The organism is Halalkalibacter urbisdiaboli (assembly GCF_002156385.1).
GTDB classification, from domain to species: domain Bacteria; phylum Bacillota; class Bacilli; order Bacillales; family Bacillaceae_D; genus Halalkalibacter_A; species Halalkalibacter_A urbisdiaboli.
This window is the reverse complement of record NZ_MVJM01000002.1, coordinates 956214-982466: the sequence shown is the minus strand read 5'-3', so window position 1 is coordinate 982466 and position 26253 is coordinate 956214. Positions and strand designations below refer to the sequence as shown.

The following is a 26253-nucleotide window of genomic DNA, read 5'->3' as shown; positions in this document are numbered from 1 at the left end:
AATTAAAGTTGGTGATAACCATGTCGGATCAACGTGTATCCGTTCTTGGTGTTGATTTTTTACATACGACGATGAATGAAATGGTGGCACGGTTAGCGAAGCATCTTGAACAAGAGGATAAAACGTTTGTGGTTACAGCAAATCCGGAAATTGTTCTATACGCAGAAGAGGATGAGGATTACCGTGGCTATTTAAAAAAGGCGACCTATATTACAGCTGATGGTATTGGGGTCGTAAAAGCGGCTGCGATGCTCGGAACGCCGCTGCCAGAGCGAGTTACTGGCTTCGATATGTTTATGGAGCTATTGGCGCTTGCGAATGAAAGGCAGTATAGCATTTATTTGCTTGGTGCGAAGGATGAAGTGCTACAAAAAACAATCGCAGAAATCGAGCGACAGTTTCCACAGGTAAACATTGCTGGTTCGCATCACGGTTATTTTGATTGGGAAGATCCTTCTATTGAAAATGAAATTCAAGCAGCAAAGCCAGATATGGTGTTTTTGGCGTTAGGGTTTCCGCGTCAGGAGAAGTGGATCGCAGAGAAGATGGATTCGTTTGAAAAAGGGTTGTTTATGGGGATTGGTGGCAGCTTTGATGTGTTGGCTGGCGAAGTAAAGCGCGCACCGGTCTTTTGGCAAAAAATTCACTTAGAGTGGTTTTATCGTTTGGTGAAGCAGCCTTCACGCTGGCGCCGCATGCTAGCTTTACCGATTTTTGCAGGAAAGGTATGGCGTGAAAAACGCAAGGGGACTTCATGAGTACATTTTTAAAAGGAGCCCTTTGGATTACCATTGCTACCTTTTTATCAAAGCTATTAGGAAGCTTTTTTCGAATTCCGCTACAAAACATTGCTGGTAATGAAGTGTTAGGAATTTTTAGCGTTGTCTACCCTGTGTATATGACAATTTTAACGGTGACGGTTGCGGGGATTCCACTTGCAATATCGAAATTGATCTCAGAAGCTCGTGCGCATGGACGTCATGATGAAGTAGCCATTATTTTTCGAACAGCGAGTATGTTAGGGATTATCTTTGGTGTTGTTAGTTTTGCTTTAATGTATGGCTTTGCTGATTTTATCTCGGCACAACTTGGTGGTACGTACGCGAAGCCTTCGATAATCGTTGTATCGTTTACACTTATTGCAGCTCCGTATATGGCGGTGTACCGCGGCTTTTTCCAAGGCTTTGAGGATATGGTACCTACTGCATTATCACAGGTGATCGAGCAATTTGTTCGGGTTATCTTAATTGTCGTTGCGGCCATCTATTTTACGAGAAAGGCGTTTAGCTACGACATTGTTGCTGGTGGGGTCATGATTGGCTCAATTATTGGGGTGCTTTTTTCACTCGTATACTTAAGGACCGTATTCAGTCGACGCAAGCTTTTAGCAAAACAGCGTCCCACCTATAATTGGACGCTGTTTAAGCAATGGTCAAAGCGAATTTTACTCGTTTCGCTTCCGATCTGCTTCGGTGCTCTAACGATGGCGTTATTAAATGTCGTCGATTCGTTTACGATTCCGAGACAGCTTGTCAGTTTAGGAAGTAGTGAGCGAGAAGTGACTGATTTGTACGGAATTTACGGGCGAGGACAGGCTTTAGTGCAAATTGCTGTCGTGTTTGCGAGCGCCTTAATTTTACCGTTAATTCCTGCTATTACGAAGGCGTTAGCGATCAATGATCAAACAAAAGCGTCTGACATTATTAATCGTGCAAACCTGTTTACCCATTTAACATCCTGGCCAGCGGCGGTAGGCTTAGTCGTGTTAACATATCCGCTTAATTTCGTGTTATTCGGTGATTACCTTGGGAGTGATGTTCTTGCGGTAATGTCGGCAAGCTCGTTATTTACCGCATTTTCGGTGTTGACGACAGGAATGCTGCAAGGAGCGAATCGTGAGACAGCCGCTGCGATTATCGTTCTTGTAAGCTCTGCTTTAAAAATCGTCTTAAATATCCTGTTAGTTGCCGAATATGGAATTATGGGGGCTGCGATTTCAACGCTTGTGATTTACATGCTCGTAACGCTGTTAAATGTCATTGTTCTTTATAGAACAATTCCGTTCCGCTTGATTCAACGTGAGCACATTGTATTTATTGGCTCAAGTGCGGTCATGGGGGGCGTGTTATATTTACCTGTTGTCATTATGCTTGTTAATGAATGGTCTCGCCTCTCTTCATTATTGATGGTCGGATTTTCTATCGGTGTTGGTGGACTTATTTATTTTGCTTTAGTGGTTGTGTTAAAAGGACTGGACCGCAGTATGCTTCAGTCATTACCGCTTGTGTCGAAATTAATTAAAAAGCATACGAAACAACATGGATAAAACCGTAAACTAAACCTGAAAGGATGTAATCATGTTGGTAAAGAAAGGCCTTTGGGGGTTGATCATTCTTGCACTACTTGTATCGATTCCTTCCATTATAGAACGAATCCAGGTAGAGCAGAACAATCCTACTTATGAAGTTGCCATGGCATATGAACAATATTTGCAATGGGAAGGAATGCTTGATGAAACTTTAACGAGGGAAGAAATTATAGCTAAGTTGAAGGAGCACGGACTAACATCGATGAGCTTTGAACCTGTGACGATTTCAAACCTTGTCACAGAAGGAGTATTAGAGAGAACGAAGCGCCAAGAGATAGTTCATGAGCATCCACAATCTGATGCCGTTCTTCCTGAGAAAAGTGGTGAATTCATAAAAGTACTTGAACCAGATCATGAATTTGTTGAGCAAATTGAGCATGCGTACAACAATCATTATAAGTTAATGAAGGAACAGGACGTTTTGTCTCGCGAATTAAGCGTGTCGTTTTACACGTATGGTGATGACGTGTTTATGTTTTTACCTTATGAAGTAAGTTTAGCAGCGATGCCAATTGGCTTTGATTTTGGGGTATTACAAGAGTTCCATCATGCGGGGATTAACATTATTCCTCGTCTCCCGAATCAGTTTTCAAATATTGAAAATGAAAAGCATTATTTATATGAGCAGCTTGATGTGTTAGCAAATGAATTAGGCGCCAACAAAATTCTCTTTTCAGGGGTTGAGGTTGTTGGTTCAGGAAATATTCCGCAAATGAAGGTCTTTGCCCGTTCGTTAAAGGAGCTAGGATTTTCAGTCGTATCCATTGATTTTAACGCACAATTGAATATGAATCCGATGCTGAAATTAGGGCAGCTAGAAGAGGATGTTGTTCGTTTATTTAGTATGACGCTTGGAAAAGGAGCGGAGGCCTCCTATGCAACTGAGGTTGATAAAGGAATCCGCAGCTATAAAGAGCGGAATATTCGGATCATGTATATTAATCCGCTCATTTCAGCAGCAAACCAAAGGTATCATCATCCTGGCGAAGCAGAACGTGGCTTAACATTTATGCTCGAGATGCTTGATGAGTTAACAACGGAGCTTGGAAAGGAACGCTTAGGAGAGGCCCGTCCGTATCAATCATTTTCTCAGCCTAGTTACGTGCTCGTATTGACGATTTTAGGGGCAGCAGCCTTACTTACGTTAATGATGGAGCGGATTTTCCCTAAGCTCGCTTGGCTCGCAGGTTTAGGTGCCGTCGGTTTAGGTCTGCTTTATGTTGTTTTAGGAATGGATGTCGCGTTAAAAGGATTAGCGTTACTGACAGCTATTGGTGCAGCCATTTATGCTGGCTTATCGGTTCGAAAAGTGAACAACTGGAGTGATTTAATCGTTGCTTATGTCGTCGCAGCGGCGATTGCCCTTATTGGCGCTTGGTTTGTTGTGAATATGCTTTATGGAACGGTTTATGTGGTTAAGGTCGATGAATTCCGCGGTGTTAAAGTGTTAGCAGCGTTACCAATAGTTATAGGTGGCTTAGTACTCTTTGCCCAATTTATTCGTTCATTTTTATTAGAGCCCGTTCGATACTGGCATCTTGCGGTTATGGTGTTAATAGTTGGTATGCTTGGCTTTTACGTATTCCGGACAGGAAACGCAGGTATGACGCTTCCATTTGAACTGCAATTTAGACAATGGCTTGAGAACGTTCTTTACGTGCGTCCGAGGACTTCTGAATTTTTAATTGGCTTCCCGTTCTTTATTTTAGGACTTTATATGAAGATGATGAAAAAGAAGGCAGCACCTGTGTTTCTCGTTTTAGGATTTCTTGGTTTCGCCTCTCTTGTTGGAACGTTCACACATTTGCATACTCCGTTATTAATCTCGATTATCCGCTCTGGATATAGCTTGTTGCTTGGCTTCCTCGTTGGGCTCGCGTTCATCGGTATTTTTAAGCTAATTGAGCACTATGTATATCCAGAAGTGGAAAAGAGGTGGAAGGCGTGAAGCTTGTACTTTCTGGCTATTACGGCTTTGATAATGTTGGCGATGAGGCGATTTTATATTCAATTATTTCTGCATTTCGTGAGCTCGATCCGAAAATTGAGTTAACAGTGTTATCAAATCAACCTGAGAAAACCGCTAAGCAATACGGTGTTCAAGCAGTAAATCGTTGGAAGCTTTCGGACATTGCCAAAGTGATAAAAGCAGCAGATGGAGTGATTAGCGGAGGTGGAAGTCTCCTTCAGGATAAAACCGGAAATCGCAGTGTGATATATTACTCAGCGATTATGTGGATCGCGAAGTTTTTTCGGAAGCCGTATTTTATTTATGCTCAAGGCGTTGGTCCGGTAGACCGTCCGTTTAATCAGCGTATTGTGAAAGCTTCCTTAGAAGGAACAGCACTCTTAACGGTGAGAGACGAGGAGTCGGCTGAGTTTTTGCGAAAGATTGGTGTGAAAAAGTCAATCCAGCTCGTTCCAGACCCGGTTTTAGGAATTGCGGTTGAAGAGGAAAACGGTCGTTTAGTCGAAGGTGACTATTTTGCAGTATCGGTCAGAGATTGGCCAAGTGAGCATAACTTTTTAAAAGAAGTAGCTGCCGGGCTTGATGTTTTTGTGGAAAAAGGCTACGAAATTTTATTCATTCCGATGCACGGGGAGCATGATGAAGCAACATCAGAGGAAACGGTTAAGCTAATGAAGCACCATGCATTTATTGCTCCGCATGATGGAACGATAAATCAAAAGGTACGCTGGATTGAGGACAGTCATCTATTAATTGGCATGAGATTGCATGCCCTCATTTTCGCAGCGGTTGTTGATAAGCCGTTTGTTGCACTTTCGTACGATCCGAAAATTGATTCGTTTGCCCAGCTTTGCAAGCAGCCTGTTGCCGCTCATGTGAATGAGAAGTGGGAAGCAGCGGAGTTCGTTTCGGTCATAAATCGTCAGCTTGAGCATATGGACGCTGCAAAAGAGAAGCTCATGAGCTATACTCAGGATGCAAAACGACAAGCAAAGCAAACGGCCGCAAATGTGTTGGCAATCTTAAATAAATAATCGAAAAAGATGTCCAAATATGTGGACATCTTTTTTAATGATGAAACATAGGATTCGTTCGGGGCGTTTTATGTAAGAATGGTGGCAAGAAATGGGGTAATTATGTCCTCCATGTGAAATTGTGGGATTCGCCTCTCTTTCTTTGAAAATTGCTATTCTTGTTAACAACGATGTGCTATAATCCGTAAAGGTGGTAGATTGGAAGAATCACATCCGATCAAAATAACCGAAAGTAAAAGAAAAAACAAAAAAAGAAATAAAAAATCCACTTTTGGAGAATGTAATAATTAAGGAGGATCAATTTATGATCGCATGGGCATTACTGATATGCTTTATTGTGGCTGTATCAATTACACCACTTGTAAAGCGGTTCGCGATTAAGATTGGAGCAACTGATAAACCTAATCATCGTAAAGTACACCAAAAAGTCATGGCACGACTTGGCGGATTAGCGATATACATAGGGTTTCTAACTGGCTTTGTTGTCTTAACACCAGATAGTCCTTATGTCATTCCAATTTTAATTGGTAGCTTTATCATCGTCTTAACTGGATTTTTAGATGATATGGTCGAGCTATCCGCAAAATGGAAATTACTAGGCCAGATTTTAGCGGCCGTTGTTGTTGTAGTAGGAATTGGTGGAGACGCGGTTCGGGTAAGTTTCATTAACTTACCGTTCGATGCTTTTGATGGTGTGTTGAAATTAGGCTGGCTTAGTATTCCGTTAACGTTGCTATGGATTATTGGTGTCACAAATGCAATTAATTTGATTGATGGATTAGACGGTCTGGCTGCTGGAGTTTCCTCAATTGTTCTTATAACTATTTCAGGATTAGCGATTTTTGATGGCAACCTTTTCGTTGCATCATTAGGTGTTATCCTGTTAGGAAGCACGCTCGGATTTTTGGTTCATAATTTCAATCCAGCAAAAATATTTATGGGAGATACAGGCGCGTTATTTCTTGGGTACATGATTGCTGTTATCTCGTTACTAGGCTTTAAAAACATAACAGTATTCTCACTCGTTATCCCAGTTATTATTTTAGCTGTTCCCATTTCTGATACATTCTTTGCGATTATTCGCCGAATTGTTCAAAAGAAACCACTTTCGGCTCCTGATAAATCCCATTTGCATCATTGCTTACTTCGCATCGGTTTATCACACAGACAAACCGTGCTGGCTATTTATGCAATGACAGCATTTTTCGGATTAGCGGCCGTGATGTTAACGATGTCTACATTATGGATATCACTACTGATTATCACTGTCCTCTTAATCGCAATTGAATTTGTTGTTGAGCGTGTCGGGCTTATCAGTGCAGACTATCGTCCGATGATTAAATTTGTACGCCGCCTTCAAAACCAACGTCGTACATCGTAGTATTATAGACCAGCAGCAGCACACCAACAGTGTGCTGCTGCTTTTTTTGATGATAAATTCCGGAAAAACGATGATAAATTTGAAAAAATGATGATAAAACTGAAAAAATGATGATATATCTCAATTTTCGCTGATAAATGAAGTCTCCGTGCTATCATGACAAAAAAACCTCCCCATAAGGAGAGGTTTGCTGTACTATTCGACTAATCCGAGATGAACGCGGAACGTTGCTGATAATTCTCGAACCGATTCTGGGTTTAACTCATAATAATAGCCACCGTTAATGCGAGCATCGCTGCCTTCAAGCCGTAGTGACTCGATATTTGATAACGCGCTTGAGTATGAATGAAGTGCGAGCATGTTACCAAAGCTTAAATTTGTTGTCATATGGTCTTCGATGCTGTTCATCACATCGTTGTAGCTAGTAATTGAAGAAAGCGAAGCGCCCTTCGTAATAATTGCTTTAAGAACTTCTTGCTGCCTTTCACCACGTCCGAGATCGCCTCGCGGGTCTTTCTTTCTCATCCGGGCAAAAGCAAGTGCTTCTTCACCGTTTAAAAGTTGTGTTCCTTCATTTAAAGTTATCGCGCCTTGCTGGTCGTTACTATCCATTTCCGTAAAAGTGAATGGAACCTCAACCTCGACACCGCCTAAGGCATCTACGATTTCGATAAAGGCCTTAAAGTTTAATTTAACATAGTAATCAACAGGAATATCAAAAAGGTTTTCAACTGTTTCAACAGCTAAATCTAGCCCGCCGAACGCATGAGCATGATTAATTTTATCACGGTTTCTTCTCCCTGGTATTTCTACTAAGGAGTCGCGTGGAATGTTTAAAAGCTTAACTGAACCGTGCTCTTTATTAAAGGTAGCTAAAATCATGGCATCTGTACGCCCTTCGAGATTGCCATCACGGTCGTCAACACCTAGAAATAAAATTGAAATGTTATCCTTTCCAGGCTTAACAATTTCCTCCCGCTTTTCCGATTTAACTCCGCGATCTAATTCCACCTGAGTTTCTGTTGATACATTCGCTAGCTTATAAACAAAATAACCAGCTACACCACCAAATGTCAGTAAAGATAAAATCCCAAGCAGCATGAGAGTGCGGAAAAATCGCTTCATTCGCGACTTACGACGATTTATTCTTGATTGCGACATCGCAATACCTCACTTCATAGTTAAAGTAATGTCCGAAACATGGACATAAATAGACAAGAGTCTACACTTCTCCCATAATATCGGAATTTGCTAGGTTCGTAAAGGGGAAAAAATAGGATAGTAGACGACTACTCTTATCGCAATAGACCAGTTATTTACAGGCAGATTGTTCACCAAATAGATGGTCTCAAGCAGGCTTTCTAAAAATAAAATAGAAAGTGGCATACTTAAACATTGTATATCGTTGAACAAAGGAGTAATGTAATAAACGTACTGATTTTACAATTGGAGTGGAGCATCTAGTGAAAACAAATTATATGTATTATTTAGCGCTCATCCTCGTCGCTATTATTTGGGGTGCGAATTTCGGCATCTCACGCTGGGCGATGGATGTGTTTTCTGCAGAGATTTTCGTATTTTTACGTTTCGGACTGGCGATTCCGTTTTTATTTTTAATTCTTAAGCGTTTAGAGGGCAGTGTCCAGGTCGAGAAGCGAGATTTGCTTAAGCTTGCGGTTATCGGTTTATTTGGTGTAACTGCATTGGAGTTGCTTGTGATGTACTCGATTAAATTCACGACCCTTGCGAATGCTTCCTTACTAAATGTCGCACCTTGGCCTATTTTTGCCGCGTTGTTTGCACCACTTTTTACGAAAGAAGTTATTACTAAGAAGGTCGTGACTGGTGGAGCGGTGGCATTAGTCGGGGTTGCGTTAATTATTTTAGGTGGAAACGACAGCCTTGACCTCTCTTCACAGTATATGCTTGGAAACATTTTAGCATTATCGATTAGTTTAATAGGGGCCTTGTTTAATTTAGCATGTATGCCACTAATGAAAAAGTATTCACCAATGAAGGTGACAACATGGTATATCCTATTCGGAACGATTTGGTTGTTCCCGTTTACGTTTGGAGGCTGGGGTAACGTTCAGTGGTCGAGTCTTTCCATGCCAGTATGGGGAGCGATTGCTTATAATGTTCTGCTTTGTACGTTATTTGCGTTCGTCGCTTGGAACTTTGCGATGAACAAAGTCGGGGCTACGAAATCAAACTTTTTCCGTTATGTTGTACCGGCAGCTGCAGCTGTAACCGGAGCGTTATTCTTCGGTGAATCGATTATGCTTGCCCAAGTTATTGGAGCCATCATCATCATGTCAGGCCTTGTTTGGATAGGACTTGAGAAGAAAGTCGAAACAGAGGAGCTTCCGAATGTAAAGGGAGCGATGTAAAGGAAGGGGGGTGATCGAAAAGGTCACCCCCCGAAGCAATGTAGTCGCGAAGATAGTAGGTTAGATCTCCTGTTCTAAATACTCCATCTCCCCATGACGAATGGTTGCCTGGCCATTCGTTAAATTTGTCATCCACTCACTAAATGCGTCAACTTGCGCAACTTCGACATACGTTTGCACGTCAACCTGCTCGAGATAGCTAATTTCTTTTAGAATGTAGGGAGACTGACGCAATTCATTTTCAAGCTTACCGAGCCAATGATAATCAACCTCGGTATGGACGACCTGCATGAGCCGGCGTTCAACGATACCGACTTCATTCAACCCTTCACTAACCGCACTTCCGTAAGCACGAATAAGTCCTCCGGCACCTAGCTTAATGCCACCGAAATAGCGAGTGACAACGACAACGGTGTCTTTAAGATTTCGTTTCTTTAACACTTCGAGCATAGGCACACCTGCAGTACCACTTGGCTCCCCATCATCATTCGCTTTTTGAATTTCATCACGTTCTCCTATTAAATAGGCTGAGCAATTATGATTCGCATTCCAATGTTCTTTTTTCTTTGAATCAATGAAATGCTGCGCTTCCTCTTCCGTTGTTGCACGCGAAAATGTAGCGATAAACCTCGATTTTTGAATGATTAGTTCATGTGTTCCTAATCCTTTAACTGTTAGATAGTTTGGTAGCATCCTTTGACTTCTCCCTCGCTTTTTTGACAGTTTTACAAATATCCGCAATCGTTATGTAATATTGGTCTGGTACGATAGACATGTCAACGACTATTTATTAAATTTCAGCGCCAAACAATCGAAAAAGATTGGGTATTATTGACGAGATGTTGTAAGATAAGGATAGCGGAAAGTTGAAAGGGAAGCAAACGAAGCCTTTTGCATTCCGTTATGTTCGTGACTATCTCGGCAATAGCGAAAAAGGTTTGGTGATTCGTTTGGTTGACAATTGTAGATTGGACGAGATTATAGATAAAACAGTCGAAACTGTCGGTGAAAGCCGAGAGCAGATTTTTGAAATAGGGGAGAAATCGAGACTAGAGTATCATACTCTAGAAAGAGAATTACAGGAAGTCCGTTTGAAAGTTGCTAAAGTGATCGAGAAAACGGACCGAACGCAGCTTCATGCGCGCTTTGCTCGAAATCGCTTAGCTGAAGTAAGCAAGGACTTTGAACGCTATACGAGCGAAGAGGTTCGCAGTGCGTATGAGCAAGCAAATGATTATCAAGTGCAATTAGCCGTATTACAGCAGGAAGAACAACAGCTACGTGAGCGACGTGATCATATTGAGCGTCGTCTCTTAAACTTGAAGGATACAATGGAACGCTCGGAGCAACTGGCTAGTCAAATGTCTGTCGTTTACAACTTCTTATCAAGTGACTTAAAGCAGGTCAATGAGGTATTAGCGGAAGCAAAGGAGAAGCAAGCATTTGGTCTTCAAATTATTGAAGCACAAGAGGAGGAACGAAAACGACTTTCCCGGGAAATTCATGACGGACCAGCTCAAATGATGGCGAATGTGATGCTTCGATCTGAGCTAATTGAACGAATTTATAATGAAAAGGGAATTGAAGAAGCATTAAATGAGATTCGAGACGTACGAAAAATGGTAAAAAATTCACTTGCTGAAGTAAGGCGAATTATTTATGATTTGCGCCCGATGGCATTGGATGATTTAGGTTTAATTCCAACTTTAGACAAATATCTCAAGACATTTGAGGAGCATTCTCAAGTAGCTGTAGACTTTCGACATTTTGGACGGGAAAAACGATTAGACCAAAAATTTGAAATTGCATTATTTAGACTCGTACAGGAATCAGTACAAAATGCCTATAAGCATGCACAGCCAAAAGAAATACAAGTGAAAATTGAAATCAAGCCAACAAAGGTTATAATGATAATTAAAGACGATGGAAAAGGGTTTGATACATCAAGTAAAAAAGAAGGTTCTTTTGGTTTAATAGGAATGAAGGAACGTGTCCACATGCTTAAAGGCCAAATAACCATTCAATCAAAAGTTAATGTAGGAACTGTTGTATTAATAGATATACCATTTTCTTCGATTGGCTAGTTGAAGTGATGATTTTGCTAGAGTCATAATTACGGAGAGGTGAAATGAAGAATGAATGATACAAAAAAAGACACAATACGAATCGTACTCATTGATGACCATCAGTTATTTCGCGAAGGTGTAAAACGAATTTTAGCAATGGAAGAAGGCTTCCAGGTTGTAGCAGATGGAGAAGACGGATCAGAAGCACTTCAGCTAGTAACGGAGCATCGTCCAGATGTCATCCTGATGGATATTAATATGCCAAAAATGAACGGAGTAGAAGCAACCCGTGAATTAATTAAGGCATATCCGAAAGTAAAGGTGTTAATCCTATCGATTCACGATGATGAAACGTATGTGACACATGTGTTGAAAACAGGAGCATCTGGTTATTTGTTAAAGGAAATGGATGCAGACGCATTAATCGAAGCCGTAAAGGTCGTTGCTTCAGGCGGAGCCTACATTCATCCGAAAGTTACGCATAACTTAATTAAAGAATACCGTCGTCTTGCAACAGAGGATGACAGACATGAAGAATCAATCGGCTATCGGGAAGTCGAATACCGCAAACCACTACACATCCTCACAAGAAGAGAATGCGAAGTGTTACAGCTTATGACAGACGGACAAAGCAACCGCGCGATCGGCGAGTCCCTCTTCATCAGTGAAAAAACAGTGAAAAACCACGTAAGTAACATCTTACAAAAAATGAATGTAAACGACAGAACACAAGCCGTCGTCGAAGCAATCAAAAAAGGCTACGTCATCGTTCGCTAATAGCGCAACCAAGAGATACGGAACAAACCGTATCTCTTTTTTTAATAGGCGATTGCGCCAGCAGCGCCGCCAGCCGAGCGTTAGAGAGGCTCCGGTTTAATAGGCGATTGCGCCAGCAGCGCCGCCAGCCGAGCGTTAGAGAGGCTCCGGTTTAATAGGCGATTGCGCCAGCAGCGCCGCCAGCCGAGCGTTAGAGAGGCTCCGGTTTAATAGGCGATTGCGCCAGCAGCGCCGCCAGCCTCCTCCGCTGCAGGCCTGCTTTTATCAGCGAAAACCGTCTACTTATCATCAAAAATTTGATTTTATCATCATTTTTTCAAAGTTATCATCATTTTTGGCGATTTATCATCAAATCGCCCTCTCACTCCAATTATAAAGAGGTGCAAAACATGCCACATCCCCCTCAAAAGGCCCTGCTAGCTGAACTCTACGGCCGAAGACTTCTCCGAGACGAAATCTCGATGCTGCAAACAGCACTCGACTCCTATCTCCAAGCTGAAACCATTCTTAAGGAACCGGCGCTTATCACACAGAATCACCGGCTATTCTGTGTTCGCTGCGGAAATCAACATCCCGAGCGATTTGCCAAACATCCCTGCGCCCGCTGCCAACGCATCTGCACTTACTGTCGGCACTGTATCATGCTAGGAAAGGTTAGAAGCTGTGAGCATTTATACTCAACAAAAATCCAACCGCGTACAAGCAGCCACCACTCACACGTCCTTAACTGGAAGGGGACGCTCTCCCCAGGCCAAACGAAAGCATCCGAAGCTGTTATAAAAGCAATCGAAGAACAAAGTGCTCTCCTTATTTGGGCCGTTTGCGGCGCGGGGAAAACAGAAATGCTGTTTCACGGCCTTGAGCATGCGTTTACAAAAGGGTATCGTGTATTGCTCGCTACCCCGAGAACTGACGTCGTAAAAGAATTGACCCCACGTTTAACGAACGTGTTTCCGACGGTTCCGATCGCCTCCTATTATGGAGGAAGTGATGCAAAGGATCCGTCCACCCCCTTTATTATCGCAACAACCCATCAAGTACTCCGTTTTTACAAAGCGTTTGATGTTATTATCGTCGATGAAGTCGACGCCTTCCCGTATTCCTATGATAAAAGTTTGCAATATGCTGTTACCGAAGCACGAAAACCGAATGCAACGATGATCTATTTAAGTGCCACCCCTGACAAACCGCTTCGCCAAACGCCGGGCTTACAAACAATTAAAATTGCAAAACGCTACCACGGCCATCCTCTCCCAGTGCCAACCTTTCGCTGGTGTGGCCATTGGCGACGAAAGCTACAAAAATCAACGCTCCCTCAAAACGTACTCGATTGGCTCAAGCAGCGACAGAGAAAGCCGGTATTCCTCTTTGCTCCCTCGGTTGCTCTGTTAACGCAAATATCTGCAGCCCTTCACAAGCACAGCCTTCCTCATCAAACCGTACATGCCACAGATCCGAATCGTCATACGACAGTAGAAGCCTTTAGAAAGGGCGATATAAAGCTGCTCGTCACAACGACCATTCTTGAACGCGGAGTCACCATTGCCAATTTAGATGTCGCTGTATTAGGAGCAGAGGATGCGGTTTTTACCGAATCCGCATTAGTACAAATCGCTGGTCGTGTCGGTCGTAGTACAGACGATCCGACCGGAGACGTTCTCTTTTTTCATTACGGTCGAACGAAAGCGATGCTTGCTGCGAAGAGACATATCCAACAAATGAATCGGGAGGGCGATGAGTAATGGCGATTTGTTTGTCGTGTTCCGAAGCCTTTATCGAACCTCCAAGCTGGAGAACGCTTTTCTTCATTGATCATAATCAACTGATTTGTGAGGCGTGCGAACAAAAGCTAGTCGAGCTAAAAGGCGAAATATGCACTAGCTGTTCACGACTTCTCTCTGAATTAGATGATTCTTACAAGCAAAATGGAAATTGCTCCGACTGTATCAGATGGGAGGAGAATGAACATACGAAAGGATTACTCGAACGAAATGTTTCGCTCTATCACTACAATGATTTTTTAAAGGAGTGGCTGACCGTTTATAAATTCCGTGGTGATGCAGTGATTGCTGAGTTTTTTGCGGACAAGCTACGCAAGGTTTATGAGAAGAAATTCCAAGATTACGTCCCTGTCCCAATCCCACTTCATCCACAACGGCTACATGAGCGTGGCTTTAATCAATCCGAACTCCTTCTCAAGGGCTGGGCACAAACGTTACCATTATTAGTAAAACAAACGAACACAAAACAAAGCAAGCTGAAGAGACAAGCACGGATTTCTCAAGTGCTTGAACCGAATTTTTCAATAAACCCTGACATCAATCTTGGCGAAACTCTAAAAAAAGTCGTCTTAATTGACGATATATATACTACAGGAACAACCGTACGTCAGGCTGCAGTAACGTTAAAGCAAAACGGCTTTAACCAGGTTGCTTCATTAACCATCGCGCGTTAAAGCACTGACAGAAAGAAACAAGCTCGATATAATAGAAGAAACAAAAAGGGGGAGTTGGAATGAAGGATGTAGCAAATTGCCCGAAGTGCGGGGGATTATTTGTAAAAGCTCTTCGTCCGATCTGTAATCACTGCTTTAAAATACAGGAAGAGCATTTTGAAAAAGTAACAACCTTCATGCGGAAGAAACAAAATCGCATGGCAACATTACGAGAGGTTCATGAACAAACGGAAGTCCCACTAGAGCAAATTCATCAGTTTGTTCGCGAGGGTCGTTTATTGACGAGGCAATTTCCGAATTTAGGCTACCCATGTGAATCTTGTGGCAGCATTATAAAAGAAGGCCGTCTTTGCGAATCATGTAAAGGGAATATTACCGGGGGGCTCGAAAAAATTGAGCGAGAAAAGGAACGGCTAGAGGCACTTGAGAAAGAGGAAAAACGACAGCAGCATAGTGCGTATCATTCGTTAAGTGATAGGGTAAAAAAATAGTTAAATAAAATAAAAAACGTGCCGATATAAAGAATGAACCTTATATGGTACGTTTTTTAGTCATAGACTTAGTATAAAAGCTTGAAAAACAGCGAGGTGAGTAAAAATGAAAGTCAATCCATATCAATCAATTCAACAAAATCCATACCGAAAGCAAGTCGAAAAAAGCGACAAAGCAGCGGCCGTAAGTGGAAAGCGCGATAAGCTCGAAATCTCTAGTCAAGCACTAGAAATGCAGCAAGGAACACGCATTGAGAAGGAGCGAATTGATAAAGTCGAGCAATTAAAGAAGCAGATTGAGGCTGGTGAATACAAAGTCAATCCTCAAGCAGTTGCAGCAAAATTTTATGGTTACTGGAACGAGTAAACAAAAGAAGGAGGGGGAGGCATGTCAGCCGTTAAGCTAATTATTCAATCATTGGCTGAATTAATCCGCATTCATCAGCAGTTAAATGAACTAGCGTCGAAAAAAGTTGATTCTATTAAGCAAGGGGACATGCCTGCCCTTGAAGCGCTTGTTCGTGAAGAGTCGAAGCTAGCCTCTAAGCTACGCACGACGGAATTAATGCGTGAAAAGCAAGTGCATGCCTTCTTTGCTGAACAAGGGGAAGCCAATGAACATGCCACGATTAGTAGCATGATTGCCTTAGTCTCATCAGACGAAGCGAACCTGCTTCAAAGGCTACAAAAGGTACTCGTTCAGGAAGTGAATGAATTAAAGAAACAAAATGAACTGAACCAATCCTTAATTCAAGAGTCATTACAATTTGTGAACCTGTCTCTTGATTTACTCATACCAAATGCAGAAGATGTAAGCTACAAACGCCCTCAAGCTCGGGAGGAACGTTCTTATGAACCGAGTCACTCAATTTTTGATTCTAAAGCGTAAAGGATAGAACGGAGGACTAGTCATGACATCAACATTCCATGGGCTTGAAACGGCAAGACGCTCAATGGTGACACAGCAATATGCGCTTCATACAGTTGGGCAAAATATTGCTAATGCAAATACAGAAGGCTATTCAAGACAGCGCGTAAATTTTACACAGACAGAGCCGTATCCAAGTATTGGGATGAATCGTCCGAAAATACCAGGACAAATTGGAACAGGTGTAAAAGCAGATTCAGTGCAACGTGTTCGTGAGCAATTTCTTGATGTACAATACCGAAATGAAAGTAATAAGGTTGGCTATTGGGAAATGCGAAGCAAGTCACTTGAGAAAATGGAAGATATTTTAAATGAACCGTCTACGGATGGCCTTTCGTCGCAAATAGATAAATTTTGGACTTCGCTTCAGGATTTAAACGTAGATCCTGAGGATGCAGGTGCTCGTTCTGTTGTTCGTCAGCGCGGAATTGCGGTTGCCGAAACGTTCAATTATTTAAACGATTCATTAGATGCGATTCGAAATGATTATAAGAATGAAATTAGTGTAACAGAAAAAGAAGTAAACTCGATTTTAAATCAGTTACACAATGTCAACAAACAAGTTCGTGATGCCGAACCACACGGGTATGTAACAAATGATTTATATGACGAGCAGGATCGTCTTATTGATAGATTATCAACGCTTATTAATGTAAAGGTGGAACGGGTTCAAAGTGGTGGAAATCCTAATTCAGCTTCTGAGGGAGCTGTATCTGTCTACTTAGTAGATGACAATGGCAATCCATATTTAACGGACCCGGCAGACCCACAGTCGCGTGTCTTGCTTGTCGATGGCACAAGAAGCCAAGCACCGATGCAACTATCAGTTAAAACAGATAATAATTTTGTTGAACAATTTTCATTTTCAAATGACGGTGGCGTTACAGGTTACGATGTCGATTTAAATGAACTCCCACGTGGGGAAATGCGTGGATTAATAGAGTCATATGGATATGGCCCAGATGCAGCAAATGTTACCGGACTTTACCCTAACATGATTCGCGATTTAAATACGATGGCAGAAGTGTTTGCTACGGAGATTAATAACATTCATAAAGTAGGATTCACGCTTCCGACTGATGGAAAAACGGAGGTCGGCGGTGACTTTTTCCGCTTCGATTCTAGTAATCCAGCAGGTTCTATTAAGATTCATGAAAACATTACGAATAGTTTAAATAATATTTCAGCAGCATCAGTTAATGTGAATGCGTTAACTGCAGCAAAACGCGATGAATACCAAACTTTAATGAAACAAAGTCCAGTAGATTACGAAGCGGTTCATGCTATTTTACAAGATGATAATAATTTTGTTGATGGTGTTGCACGTGCTTTTGCCGGTGACGGTTCGAATGCTCAACGTCTAGCGAATTCTAAGGATGCAGTCTTAACGTTTGGTAACGATTCAGCAACGATGAGTAGTTTTTATCAAGGCGTCATCGGTGATATGGCTGTATCGGCACAAGAGGCAAACCGGATGGTAGGAAGCTCTGAAGCACTACGAGAAAGTGTCCAGTTTAGACGTGATTCTGTAAGCAACGTTTCACTTGATGAAGAAATGACGCTAATGATTCAATTCCAGCACGCCTATAATGCGGCGGCTCGTAATATTACAATGGTTGACGAAATGCTTGACCGTATTATTAACGGTATGGGCGTAGTCGGTCGATAAGGATAGGTGAAACTCAATGCGTGTAACGCAAACGATGCTATCAAGAAATACATTAGGACATATAAATCAAGGCTATAACCGTCTTGCAAATATTCAGGACCAATTAGCAACCGGAAAAAAAATAACACGTGCTTCTCAAGACCCAGTTGTGGCGATGAAAGGGATGCGTTACCGCTCTCAAGTAACCGAGGTAGAGCAATTTAAACGTAACCTTCGTGAAGTGTACAACTGGATGGATACGGCTGATGCGACGATTGATAAAGGAACCGAGGCATTACAACGTATTCGTGAGCTTGCGACACAAGCGGCAAATGATACGTATGACTCAAGCGAGCGAGCTAACATTGCCCAAGAAATTAAACAGCTACGTGAGCATTTACAATCACTAGCAAACACGAAGAATAGTAATAAATATATTTTTAATGGAACAGACACGACGAATGCGCCAATTGTTGATATGAAGGATATGGATTTAGGGGCCCAATCAATTATTGATGGAACGATTCCTCCAAATACCGTTGATGTCATTTATGATGGAAGAGCGTATAAGCTAGTGAACGATGATGGAAACGGAACGCTAACGTTCCAAGATTCAGCGCAAACGATGCCTGCATTTGGTGATGCAGACTTTGATGAAAAAGCAAGACAGATTGTCATCGATCAAAACAACGGAAGCCTGAGCTTTTCTGAGGCAAATCCAAAATACGATCCAAATGACCCTATGAGTCCAAAAAACGTAAAGAAATCGTTACGTCAGAATGATATCGTTGTTGCTAAGCAGAATGCTGTATCAATCAATGAAGACCCAGTTGAGATCGAATTACTTAAAGGGGTTTCCATTCCGGTAAATATTAACCCAAGTAATATTTTTAATAACACATTATTCGGTGACATTATTCGGTTAGAACGTGCCCTTGAAGACTCCACTGTAAAAGGGGAAGACCTGTCTGGGTTCATTAATAATTTTGCAGGTCATCTAAATAATATGGTGTCAGAGCGTGCCGAGCTTGGTGCTCGCGTAAACCGTGTCGAAATGATCGAAAACCGCATCATGGAACAGGAAGTTACGGCAAACCGGATCCTTTCTGATAACGAAGATGCCGATATGGAAAAAGTTATTATTGATTTGACTACGCAAGAAAGTGTGCACCGTGCTGCACTTTCATCTGGTGCAAGAATTATGCAGCCGACATTACTAGATTTCTTACGTTAAAATAAGGAGAGATTGCTGTGAGACTACCAACGATTGATATCCAAAAAAACGATGCCTACATCGGCCTACGCTCGCAGCAGCCTCCTATGAAAGTAAAACAGCATCATGCCAACCTGCAAATCAATCAAGAGCATGCAGCGTTAATCGAAATCAGCACAACCGCATCTAAGCTCTCAATTGACCAAACCGAGGCATTTGCAGATGCCAACTTAAAAACACCCCTTCGTCTAGCCAATGACTATTGGAATAAAACAGAAGGTGTCGTGGCAAAGTATGTCGCAAAAACAGCGCAGCAAGGAAAGCAAATGATGCAAATTGAAAATGGCTTTGGCGCGTTTCCGCGGATTGCGAAGCAAAATAGTGAAAAACCAGAAAAACAATTAACGCTCGTCCAAATGCCGCGAAGTGCTTTCAAAATTAATTTCGATTATCAACCGAGCGAGGTTAACTTCCGGGTACCGAATAAAAAGCCAGAAATTAGAGTCACACCTCATGAGCCAGATATTTCAATTCCGAAATGGCAAACAGATGTGTATGTTCGCCAGAAGGAGCAGATTTCGTTTCAGGCTGTGGGTGGAATTTTAAATAAGGGCTTGTAACAACATGAAAACCGCTGGAATGCGGTTTTTTCTTTTGTGCGGACCCTTTCAGCAAAACGATTGCTCATATGATACAATGATAAAACTAAATGAGATATGGAAAGGTGATTCCAAGTATGATTATTGAAACAAAGTATTCCAATTCTGTTGAAGTAACAGAGGATAAACTGATTCAATTCGAGAACGGGCTCCCCGCCTTTGAAGATGAGACAAGCTTTGTTCTATTACCCTTTGATACAGAAACACCATTTTATGTATTACAGTCGGTTCAAAGTGTCGATACTGCATTTATTGTTGTAAATCCCTTTGAATTCGTAAAAAGTTATCAAGTCAAGATACCAGATTCTACGCTTGAACAATTAGAGATTGAGAAGGAAGAAGAGGTTGCCATCTTCGTCACATTAACAGTCCGAGAGCCATTTTCAGATACAACGGCGAATCTCCAAGGTCCTATTATCGTAAATACGAAAGAACGAAAAGGAAAGCAAATCGTCCTAAGCGACGACAGCTACCAAACAAAGCACCCCATTTTTAAACCTGTCGAAACAGCTACCAAGGAGGGAAAGTAAATGCTCGTTCTCTCACGAAAATCAAAAGAAGCCATTCAAATCGGAGACAATATTGAAATCACCATTCTCTCAATTGAAGGTGACCAAGTAAAGGTAGGAATCAATGCTCCCCGCCACGTAGACATTCACCGTAAGGAAGTGTATTTAGCCATTCAGGAAGAAAATAATGAGGCAGTCAAGACGGTTTCAATTGATGCGATTAAAGGGTTTTTTCGTACGATTGATCCAGAAAAGTAATAATAGGAGGCCAGTGAAGAGGGTGGTTTTTCCTTTTTCAGTGGCCTTTACGTAATGTGCGTAGCCGTTGCCCGATTTTAAAAGCCTTGCTTTGAGCGGGTTTCTCATCGCAAGGCGCGCAACGAGCGAAGCCATTACTTCTTCTTTGAGTTACTAGAGAAGGTTTTTCAGTGCCCTCGAAAAACCACCTTTTTCAGTGCTCTCAATAATAGACCCTCATCATTACAGAGGGTTTTAATTAAGTTATCAAACTAGGACAAATAAACAGAACAGAAGAAACGACAATAATCTAAAAAAAAAAATATATTTTAATAGAAAAGCACTAAACATCTTTGAAAACCGTCCGATATAAATATTGTAAGCAGGAAGTAAGGAATGGCGGCCGACATTCTTTGCGGAAAGCTCTAATTTAACATCCAACCACAAGGACGTGGGCGGACACATTCAAGGAGGAAAATATAATGATTATCAATCACAATCTTAATGCAATGAACTCTCACCGTCAGATGGGTATGAACAACAACTCTGCTGCAAAGGCAATGGAGAAACTTTCTTCAGGTTTAAAAATTAACCGTGCTGGCGACGATGCTGCGGGATTAGCAATTTCAGAAAAAATGCGTGGTCAAATTCGCGGTCTTGACATGGCTTCTAAAAACTCTCAAGATGGTATTTCTTTAATTCAAACTGCTGAGGGTGCTTTAACTGAAACTCATGCTATTTTACAACGTATGCGTGAATTAACAGTTCAAGCTGGGAACAAAGGGACCAATGAAGCTGAAGATTTACAAGCTATCCAAGATGAAATTACTGAACTTATTGGAGAAATTGATGGTATTGCAGGACGTACACAATTTAACGGGAAAAATCTACTAGACGGTTCATATGCTGCGGGTACTGCAGATTTAACTTTCCAAATTGGTGCTAATGCTACACAACAAATGACTTTAAATATTGGTAATATGAATGCAACTACACTAACTGTTGATACTGTTGATGTAAGTGACCCAGCTATGTTTGATTTTGATACTGAAGTTGCAAAAATTGATGCGGCAATTAACACTGTTTCTGCTCAACGTTCTGCATTAGGTGCTAATCAAAACCGTTTAGAGCACACAATTAAAAACTTAGACGTTTCTTCTGAAAACTTACAAGCTGCTGAGTCTCGTATCCGTGATACTGACATGGCTAAGTCAATGATGGAGTTCACTCGTTCGAACATCCTTAATCAAGCATCACAAGCTATGTTAGCTCAAGCTAACCAACAGCCACAAGCTGTATTACAATTACTTCGTTAATTTTAAGTAATAGAAAGAGAGACCTTAGTTTACTAGGGTCTCTTTTTCATGCTGTTTGATTCTTAAAATAATAAATGATTTTGACTAGCCTCAAATAAAAGATTTGAGACTAAGTAGGAAGTTTTGGTTAGATATACGGAGATATAGCTAAAATTAATTTATGGAATCAGCAACAAACAGTTATAATGAACTATTCACCAGCCCCCTTATACCTAGTATAATAGTATTATACCAAGTGAAAAGGGCAAATCATAGGAAACTATGAGACGCAAAGCCATGGGCCTTAACCACTATATTTGTGGATGGTAGCCGGTTGCCGCAAGGAATCATAGTTCTCTAACCTATGAACCTTGATAGGTTCTTTTTTATTTGGACAATTATATAATATAAGGTGGGACTATTGATGGGTAAACAGTTATTTAGAAATGTGACATTTCTAACGCTTTTTATGATTTTATCACAAATTTTATTTCCGATTGCAAACGTATTTGCGTCGTCTAACAGCAACTTACCACCTAGTAATTTAGCTGTTCAACACATAACACCTGATGATGTGAAATTGTCATGGGATTCCGTTTTCGGAGCGACTGGATATAACGTGTATGAAATTAAAGATGGTCAGCTTATTCTACATGGTATGACCACATCAACTAGCTATACTCAAAAGGATTTATCGGAAGGGTCTTATCGATTTGTCGTTTCAACATTAAGTTCAGATGGTGAATCAGGTCCAAGTGCACCAGTTTCTTTTGACATTGTCTATCCAGAAATGATGGCACCAGAAACGTTAAGCAATACGATTAGAAATGGTAACGATATCGTATTAAATTGGGGAGCATCCCAATATGCGGAACAATATCACATTTATCAAATAGCGGGTGATGGTGAAAAGACATTGCTTACGTCGGTAACAGCACGTACTTATACGATAAGTAATGTTTCTGAAGGTAAATATACGTACGCAGTTTCAGCTGGAAATTCTCTATATGGTGAATCTTCTCTGTCTAATCCAGTTCATGTAGAAGTTGTTTATCCAACAATGACGGCACCAAGCAATTTCACTTATACTTTAGCAAATGGTAGTGATGTCACATTAAAATGGAATTCTGTTTCTTACGCGACGGATTATAACGTTTACCAAATCGTTAATGGTGAGAAAGTTTTAAAAAGCACAGTTACTGGTACGACGTTGAAGTTTTCGAATATGTCTGCTGGTGACCATGCCTTTGAAGTTCGCTCAAACAGTTCGCGTTTCGGAGAATCAGCAGAGGGAAGCCAACTCACAGTATCAGTGAGTGACATTATAATGGCAGCTCCGAATAACTTTGAATATATGATTCAAAACATTAATGATATTGTTTTAACCTGGGAAAGCGTTCCATACGCAACAAATTATAAAATCTATCAATTAATAAATGGAGAAAAAGTTTTAAAGAGTACCGTAACGAATACAAGTGTTAAATATTCGTACATGGCTAGTGGCGATTATGATTTTGAGATTCATTCATTTAGTGATCGTTATGGAGAATCAAGTGAAAGTAGTAAAGTTTCCTTGACTATTGAAACTGAAACGATGGAAGCACCAATAAATGCGTCTTATAAAATTCTAAATGGAAATGACATCGTTCTAAACTGGGATAGCGTAGCCAATGCCAACAGCTATAAGGTTTATCAAGTTGAGAATGGAGCAAAGGTTTTAAAAAGTACAGTAAGTGGGACAAGTGTTACATACCCTAACCGACCAGAGGGTGAATATCAGTACGAAGTCCATTCTTTTTCAACAAGGTTTGGTGAGTCACCTGAGAGCCGTAAACTAGATATCTCACTTCTTCATCCTACGATGGAGCCTCCAAAAAATGTAGAACATGTTATGAAAAATGCTACTGATTTTACATTAAGTTGGGATTCGGCTTCTTATGCAACAAGTTATAAAGTTTACCAAATTATAGATGGACAAAAAGTTTTGAAAAATACGTTGTCAGGTCAAAGTGTGACTTATACAAAAATGGCCCCTGGCGAATATGAATTTATCGTCTATGCGTTTTCGCCTCGTTTTGGAGAGTCAAGTGAAGGGACACCAGTAAAGGTAACATTAGACGGACAATCGATGGAAGCCCCAACCGATTTAACGTACAGTATCAACAATGGAAATGATATATCCTTAAAATGGTCTAGTGTTCAATACGCAAACAGCTATAATATTTATCAAGTTAAAGATGGGGAAAAGGTTTTAAGCAGAAACGTAACTGGCACGGCAATTTCTTTTCCTAATGCCGCTGCAGGTGAATATCATTACGCTGTTCACTCTGTATCAACGTTATTAGGTGAGTCACCAGAAGGGGTTGAAGTAACGATATCTTTGGTTCACCCTACGATGGAAGCTCCCAAAAACTTTGCATCAAAAGTCCAAAATGGAAATGATGTTGTCTTAACTTGGGAAGCAGTACCTTATGCTACTAGTTACAAGGTGTATGAGCTTATAAACGGACAAAAAGAGTTGAAAAGGACCGTATCAAGTTTATCCACAATACTTTCTAATGAATTAGAAGGCCAACATACGTATGTCGTTCATTCTGTTAGCAACCGTTTTGGAGAATCAAGTGAAGGAAGTCTGGTTTACCAAGCGGTTGGTTTTCCGGCTATGGAAAAGCCTAGTAACTTCACGTACACAATTGTCAACGGGAATGATATTGCATTAAAGTGGGATGCAACTGCCTATGCAACAAATTATAACGTGTACCAAATGATTGATGGAGAAAAGGTTTTGGTAAGATCGGTAACTGGCACATCAACTAGGTTTAACGATATGCCTGAAGGTGAGTATCATTACATTGTTCATTCCAATAGCACTCGTTATGGTGAATCACCTGAAGGAAGTAAGGTTTCTGTTGAAATTGTTCATCCAATAATGCAGTCACCTGAAAATGTAACGAATAGTATTAACAATGGAAATGATATTGTGTTAAGATGGAAAGCTGCTACTTATGCAACAGCATACAATGTATATCGAATTATCGACGGACAACCTGTCTTAGAAAGAACAGTGACAGGAACAGCAGTATCGTTTATTAATATGCCAGAAGGTGATTATGAATATGTAGTTCATGCTTATAGTAACCGCTTTGGTGAATCACCTAATGGAAGTTCGATATCTCTGACACTTACGTGGCCGACCGTACAACCGCCAGAACTAACTGGAACGGTTTTTAATGCAAATAATATGACGTTAACTTGGCCTGCGGCTATGTGGGCGAATGAGTACCGTCTCTATAAAATTACAAATAATAACAGACAGTTGATTTACAAAGGGACAGCACGTAGCTTCAAAGTTTATAACTTAACAGAAGAAACACACTCTTTTGAAGTTACAGCTTATAGTACACGCTTTGGTGAGTCTACACCATCAAATCGTATAACAGAAACAATTGTGTATCCTATCATGGAGCCACCAGTTGCAAGCTTGAATCTGTTAAATGAAACGAGCGCCAGAATTTCATGGGATTTTGTCACCTATGCTAATGGTTATAACATCTATGAAATCATTGATGGTGAGTCTGTACTTGTTGCTGAAAAGGTGAATAACCTGTCTTATACGATTACAAATATGTCTTATGCGAATCATGAATATTATGTAACATCATACAGTAATTCTTTTGGTGAATCAGACCGATCGAATATCGTCTTGGCAAAATTGATTGTGGATACGGAAGCTCCTGTGACATCAATTGAAGCACCAAGTGATTGGGTAAATCAAAACGTGGTCGTAACATTATCAGCAACTGATGACGAAACTGGAGTTGCAAACACTTATTACTCTTTAAATGATAGTGCTTTTGTTGAGGGAACTACATTTAACATTGATGAAGAAGGTGTTCATAAGGTTTCGTTCTATTCTGTTGATAAAGTAGGCAACACGGAAGAAATTCAAACGATAGAAGTGAAAATAGATAAAACTGGACCAGATACTACATCTAATATTCAAACAGCATGGAGCAAGGAAGCAGTAGAGGTAGAATTAACTGCGACGGACAGTAAGAGTGGAGTTGCTGCTACTTATTTTGCAGTTAATGGATCAGAGTACGATAGGGGTACTACTTTTACGATATCAGAAGAAGGTGAGCATGCTATATCACATTATAGCGTAGACAACGCTGGGAATTTTGAAAAAGTAAATGTAGAGTTTGTGAAAATTGACAAAACAGCCCCAATAGTTTCACTAGATTTAAAAGAAGAATATGCACTAGGAACTGAGCTTGAACTTCTATATCATGCAGAAGACAATGTTTCTGGCATTGCAACTGAAACAATGACAGTAAATAATCACCAATTTGACAATGGTGATGTGTTAACCTTAAATCAGCCTGGTATCTATACGATTAAAGTTGACGTTGAAGATAATGCAGGCTGGGTTACAACAATTGAAAAAGAAATTGTTGTTTATATATTAGCGGATTTAGAAGTTTTACCAAAAGTAATTATTGATAATAAGGGTGTTTTCACTGTAAAAGTGAATCTTCCAGCTGAGTTTAACACGAATCTTTTCGAGCTAGATAGTGTTACCCTTAATGGGAATAAAGCTATTTCTAAAAGTGCTGGCCATGAAAACCAAGCTCAAAAAGGACAGTTTAAATTTAATCGCGAGGATTTCGACTGGAGTGAAAGTGAAAAACTTCTTGAATTCCGGGGGATGCTAGGAGACCATTTAGTTGTAGGATATGCTACTGTAAAGGTGCAGCTAAATAAGAAGAAATAAGAATCTTATCGTTACAGAGGGAATCCAACTAGTTCGGATTCCCTCTGTTTCTCTTCTGT

At 40.8% G+C, this 26253-nt stretch carries 23 protein-coding genes and 1 riboswitch; of the genes, 20 read left to right on the top strand and 3 right to left on the bottom strand.

Annotated features, from left to right (window positions below):
* Nucleotides 1-20 precede the first annotated feature (20 nt).
* From B1R93_RS12575 to B1R93_RS12555, 5 genes are all read left to right on the top strand, one after another.
* Nucleotides 21-758, top strand: coding sequence for a WecB/TagA/CpsF family glycosyltransferase (locus B1R93_RS12575; protein WP_088104294.1), 738 nt, complete (start codon nucleotides 21-23; stop codon nucleotides 756-758).
* Nucleotides 755-2326 carry a putative polysaccharide biosynthesis protein gene (locus tag B1R93_RS12570; protein WP_088104293.1) on the top strand — a complete coding sequence of 524 codons (1572 nt, stop codon included), beginning with the start codon at nucleotides 755-757 and terminating at the stop codon, nucleotides 2324-2326. Before B1R93_RS12575 ends, B1R93_RS12570 begins: the two co-directional genes overlap by 4 nt.
* A 31-nt stretch (nucleotides 2327-2357) precedes the next feature.
* Nucleotides 2358-4316, top strand: coding sequence for a DUF5693 family protein (locus B1R93_RS12565; RefSeq protein ID WP_088104292.1), 1959 nt, complete (start codon nucleotides 2358-2360; stop codon nucleotides 4314-4316).
* Nucleotides 4313-5371, top strand: a complete 1059-nt coding sequence (gene csaB / locus B1R93_RS12560; protein ID WP_088104291.1) for a polysaccharide pyruvyl transferase CsaB — start codon at nucleotides 4313-4315, stop codon at nucleotides 5369-5371. Before B1R93_RS12565 ends, csaB begins: the two co-directional genes overlap by 4 nt.
* A 304-nt stretch (nucleotides 5372-5675) precedes the next feature.
* Nucleotides 5676-6752 carry a glycosyltransferase family 4 protein gene (locus B1R93_RS12555; protein WP_088104290.1) on the top strand — a complete coding sequence of 359 codons (1077 nt, stop codon included), beginning with the start codon at nucleotides 5676-5678 and terminating at the stop codon, nucleotides 6750-6752.
* 2 nt (nucleotides 6753-6754) lie between these two features.
* Here B1R93_RS12555 and B1R93_RS23010 read toward each other — a convergent pair whose 3' ends face one another.
* Nucleotides 6755-6910 carry a hypothetical protein gene (locus tag B1R93_RS23010; protein WP_165763803.1) on the bottom strand — a complete coding sequence of 52 codons (156 nt, stop codon included), beginning with the start codon at nucleotides 6908-6910 and terminating at the stop codon, nucleotides 6755-6757.
* Between the two features lie 37 nt (nucleotides 6911-6947).
* Entirely contained in the window at nucleotides 6948-7913 is a 966-nt protein-coding gene (locus B1R93_RS12550; protein WP_088104289.1) for an LCP family protein, read from the bottom strand.
* Nucleotides 7914-8215: 302 nt separating this feature from the next.
* Between B1R93_RS12550 and B1R93_RS12545 the strand changes: the two genes are divergently transcribed.
* Nucleotides 8216-9142, top strand: coding sequence for a DMT family transporter (locus B1R93_RS12545; RefSeq protein WP_088104288.1), 927 nt, complete (start codon nucleotides 8216-8218; stop codon nucleotides 9140-9142).
* 60 nt (nucleotides 9143-9202) lie between these two features.
* On the opposite strand, the gene B1R93_RS12540 is transcribed toward B1R93_RS12545, so the two are convergent.
* Nucleotides 9203-9835, bottom strand: a complete 633-nt coding sequence (locus B1R93_RS12540; protein WP_088104287.1) for a YigZ family protein — start codon at nucleotides 9833-9835, stop codon at nucleotides 9203-9205.
* A gap of 257 nt (nucleotides 9836-10092) precedes the next feature.
* Here B1R93_RS12540 and B1R93_RS12535 point away from each other — a divergent pair, with 257 nt between their 5' ends.
* The 14 genes from B1R93_RS12535 (at nucleotide 10093) to B1R93_RS12470 (ending at nucleotide 26194) form a co-directional block, all read left to right on the top strand.
* The gene (locus B1R93_RS12535; RefSeq protein WP_425348960.1) at nucleotides 10093-11226 is read left to right on the top strand and encodes a sensor histidine kinase; all 1134 of its coding nucleotides are present in this window, start codon (nucleotides 10093-10095) and stop codon (nucleotides 11224-11226) included.
* A 51-nt stretch (nucleotides 11227-11277) separates the two neighbouring features.
* Nucleotides 11278-11985 carry a response regulator gene (locus B1R93_RS12530; RefSeq protein ID WP_088104286.1) on the top strand — a complete coding sequence of 236 codons (708 nt, stop codon included), beginning with the start codon at nucleotides 11278-11280 and terminating at the stop codon, nucleotides 11983-11985.
* A 641-nt stretch (nucleotides 11986-12626) separates the two neighbouring features.
* Complete coding sequence (locus tag B1R93_RS12525) at nucleotides 12627-13727, top strand: ATP-dependent helicase ComFA (RefSeq protein WP_245308277.1); 1101 nt, start codon at nucleotides 12627-12629, stop codon at nucleotides 13725-13727.
* Nucleotides 13727-14440: a ComF family protein gene (locus B1R93_RS12520; protein WP_088104285.1), complete on the top strand. Its 714-nt coding sequence runs from the start codon at nucleotides 13727-13729 to the stop codon at nucleotides 14438-14440. Before B1R93_RS12525 ends, B1R93_RS12520 begins: the two co-directional genes overlap by 1 nt.
* A gap of 59 nt (nucleotides 14441-14499) precedes the next feature.
* Nucleotides 14500-14931 (top strand): TIGR03826 family flagellar region protein, encoded by a 432-nt coding sequence (locus B1R93_RS12515; protein ID WP_088104284.1) that lies wholly within the window; start codon nucleotides 14500-14502, stop codon nucleotides 14929-14931.
* Nucleotides 14932-15037: 106 nt separating this feature from the next.
* Entirely contained in the window at nucleotides 15038-15298 is a 261-nt protein-coding gene (gene flgM, locus B1R93_RS12510; RefSeq protein ID WP_088104283.1) for a flagellar biosynthesis anti-sigma factor FlgM, read from the top strand.
* A 21-nt stretch (nucleotides 15299-15319) separates the two neighbouring features.
* Entirely contained in the window at nucleotides 15320-15820 is a 501-nt protein-coding gene (locus tag B1R93_RS12505; RefSeq protein WP_088104282.1) for a flagellar protein FlgN, read from the top strand.
* 22 nt (nucleotides 15821-15842) lie between these two features.
* Nucleotides 15843-17528: a flagellar hook-associated protein FlgK gene (gene flgK / locus B1R93_RS12500; protein ID WP_088104281.1), complete on the top strand. Its 1686-nt coding sequence runs from the start codon at nucleotides 15843-15845 to the stop codon at nucleotides 17526-17528.
* A gap of 16 nt (nucleotides 17529-17544) precedes the next feature.
* Nucleotides 17545-18741 (top strand): flagellar hook-associated protein FlgL, encoded by a 1197-nt coding sequence (gene flgL, locus B1R93_RS12495; RefSeq protein ID WP_088104280.1) that lies wholly within the window; start codon nucleotides 17545-17547, stop codon nucleotides 18739-18741.
* 17 nt (nucleotides 18742-18758) lie between these two features.
* Complete coding sequence (locus B1R93_RS12490; RefSeq protein ID WP_088104279.1) at nucleotides 18759-19340, top strand: DUF6470 family protein; 582 nt, start codon at nucleotides 18759-18761, stop codon at nucleotides 19338-19340.
* A 116-nt stretch (nucleotides 19341-19456) separates the two neighbouring features.
* Complete coding sequence (gene fliW, locus B1R93_RS12485; RefSeq protein ID WP_088104278.1) at nucleotides 19457-19909, top strand: flagellar assembly protein FliW; 453 nt, start codon at nucleotides 19457-19459, stop codon at nucleotides 19907-19909.
* On the top strand, nucleotides 19910-20146 hold the full coding sequence (gene csrA / locus B1R93_RS12480; RefSeq protein ID WP_088104277.1) for a carbon storage regulator CsrA: 237 nt from the start codon (nucleotides 19910-19912) through the stop codon (nucleotides 20144-20146).
* 461 nt (nucleotides 20147-20607) lie between these two features.
* A complete protein-coding gene (gene hag / locus B1R93_RS12475; RefSeq protein WP_088104276.1) occupies nucleotides 20608-21441 on the top strand; it encodes a flagellin Hag in 834 nt (277 codons plus the stop codon).
* A 233-nt stretch (nucleotides 21442-21674) separates the two neighbouring features.
* Nucleotides 21675-21762: riboswitch (cyclic di-GMP riboswitch) on the top strand.
* Nucleotides 21763-21844: 82 nt separating this feature from the next.
* On the top strand, nucleotides 21845-26194 hold the full coding sequence (locus B1R93_RS12470) for an OmpL47-type beta-barrel domain-containing protein (RefSeq protein ID WP_088104275.1): 4350 nt from the start codon (nucleotides 21845-21847) through the stop codon (nucleotides 26192-26194).
* Nucleotides 26195-26253 lie beyond the last annotated feature (59 nt).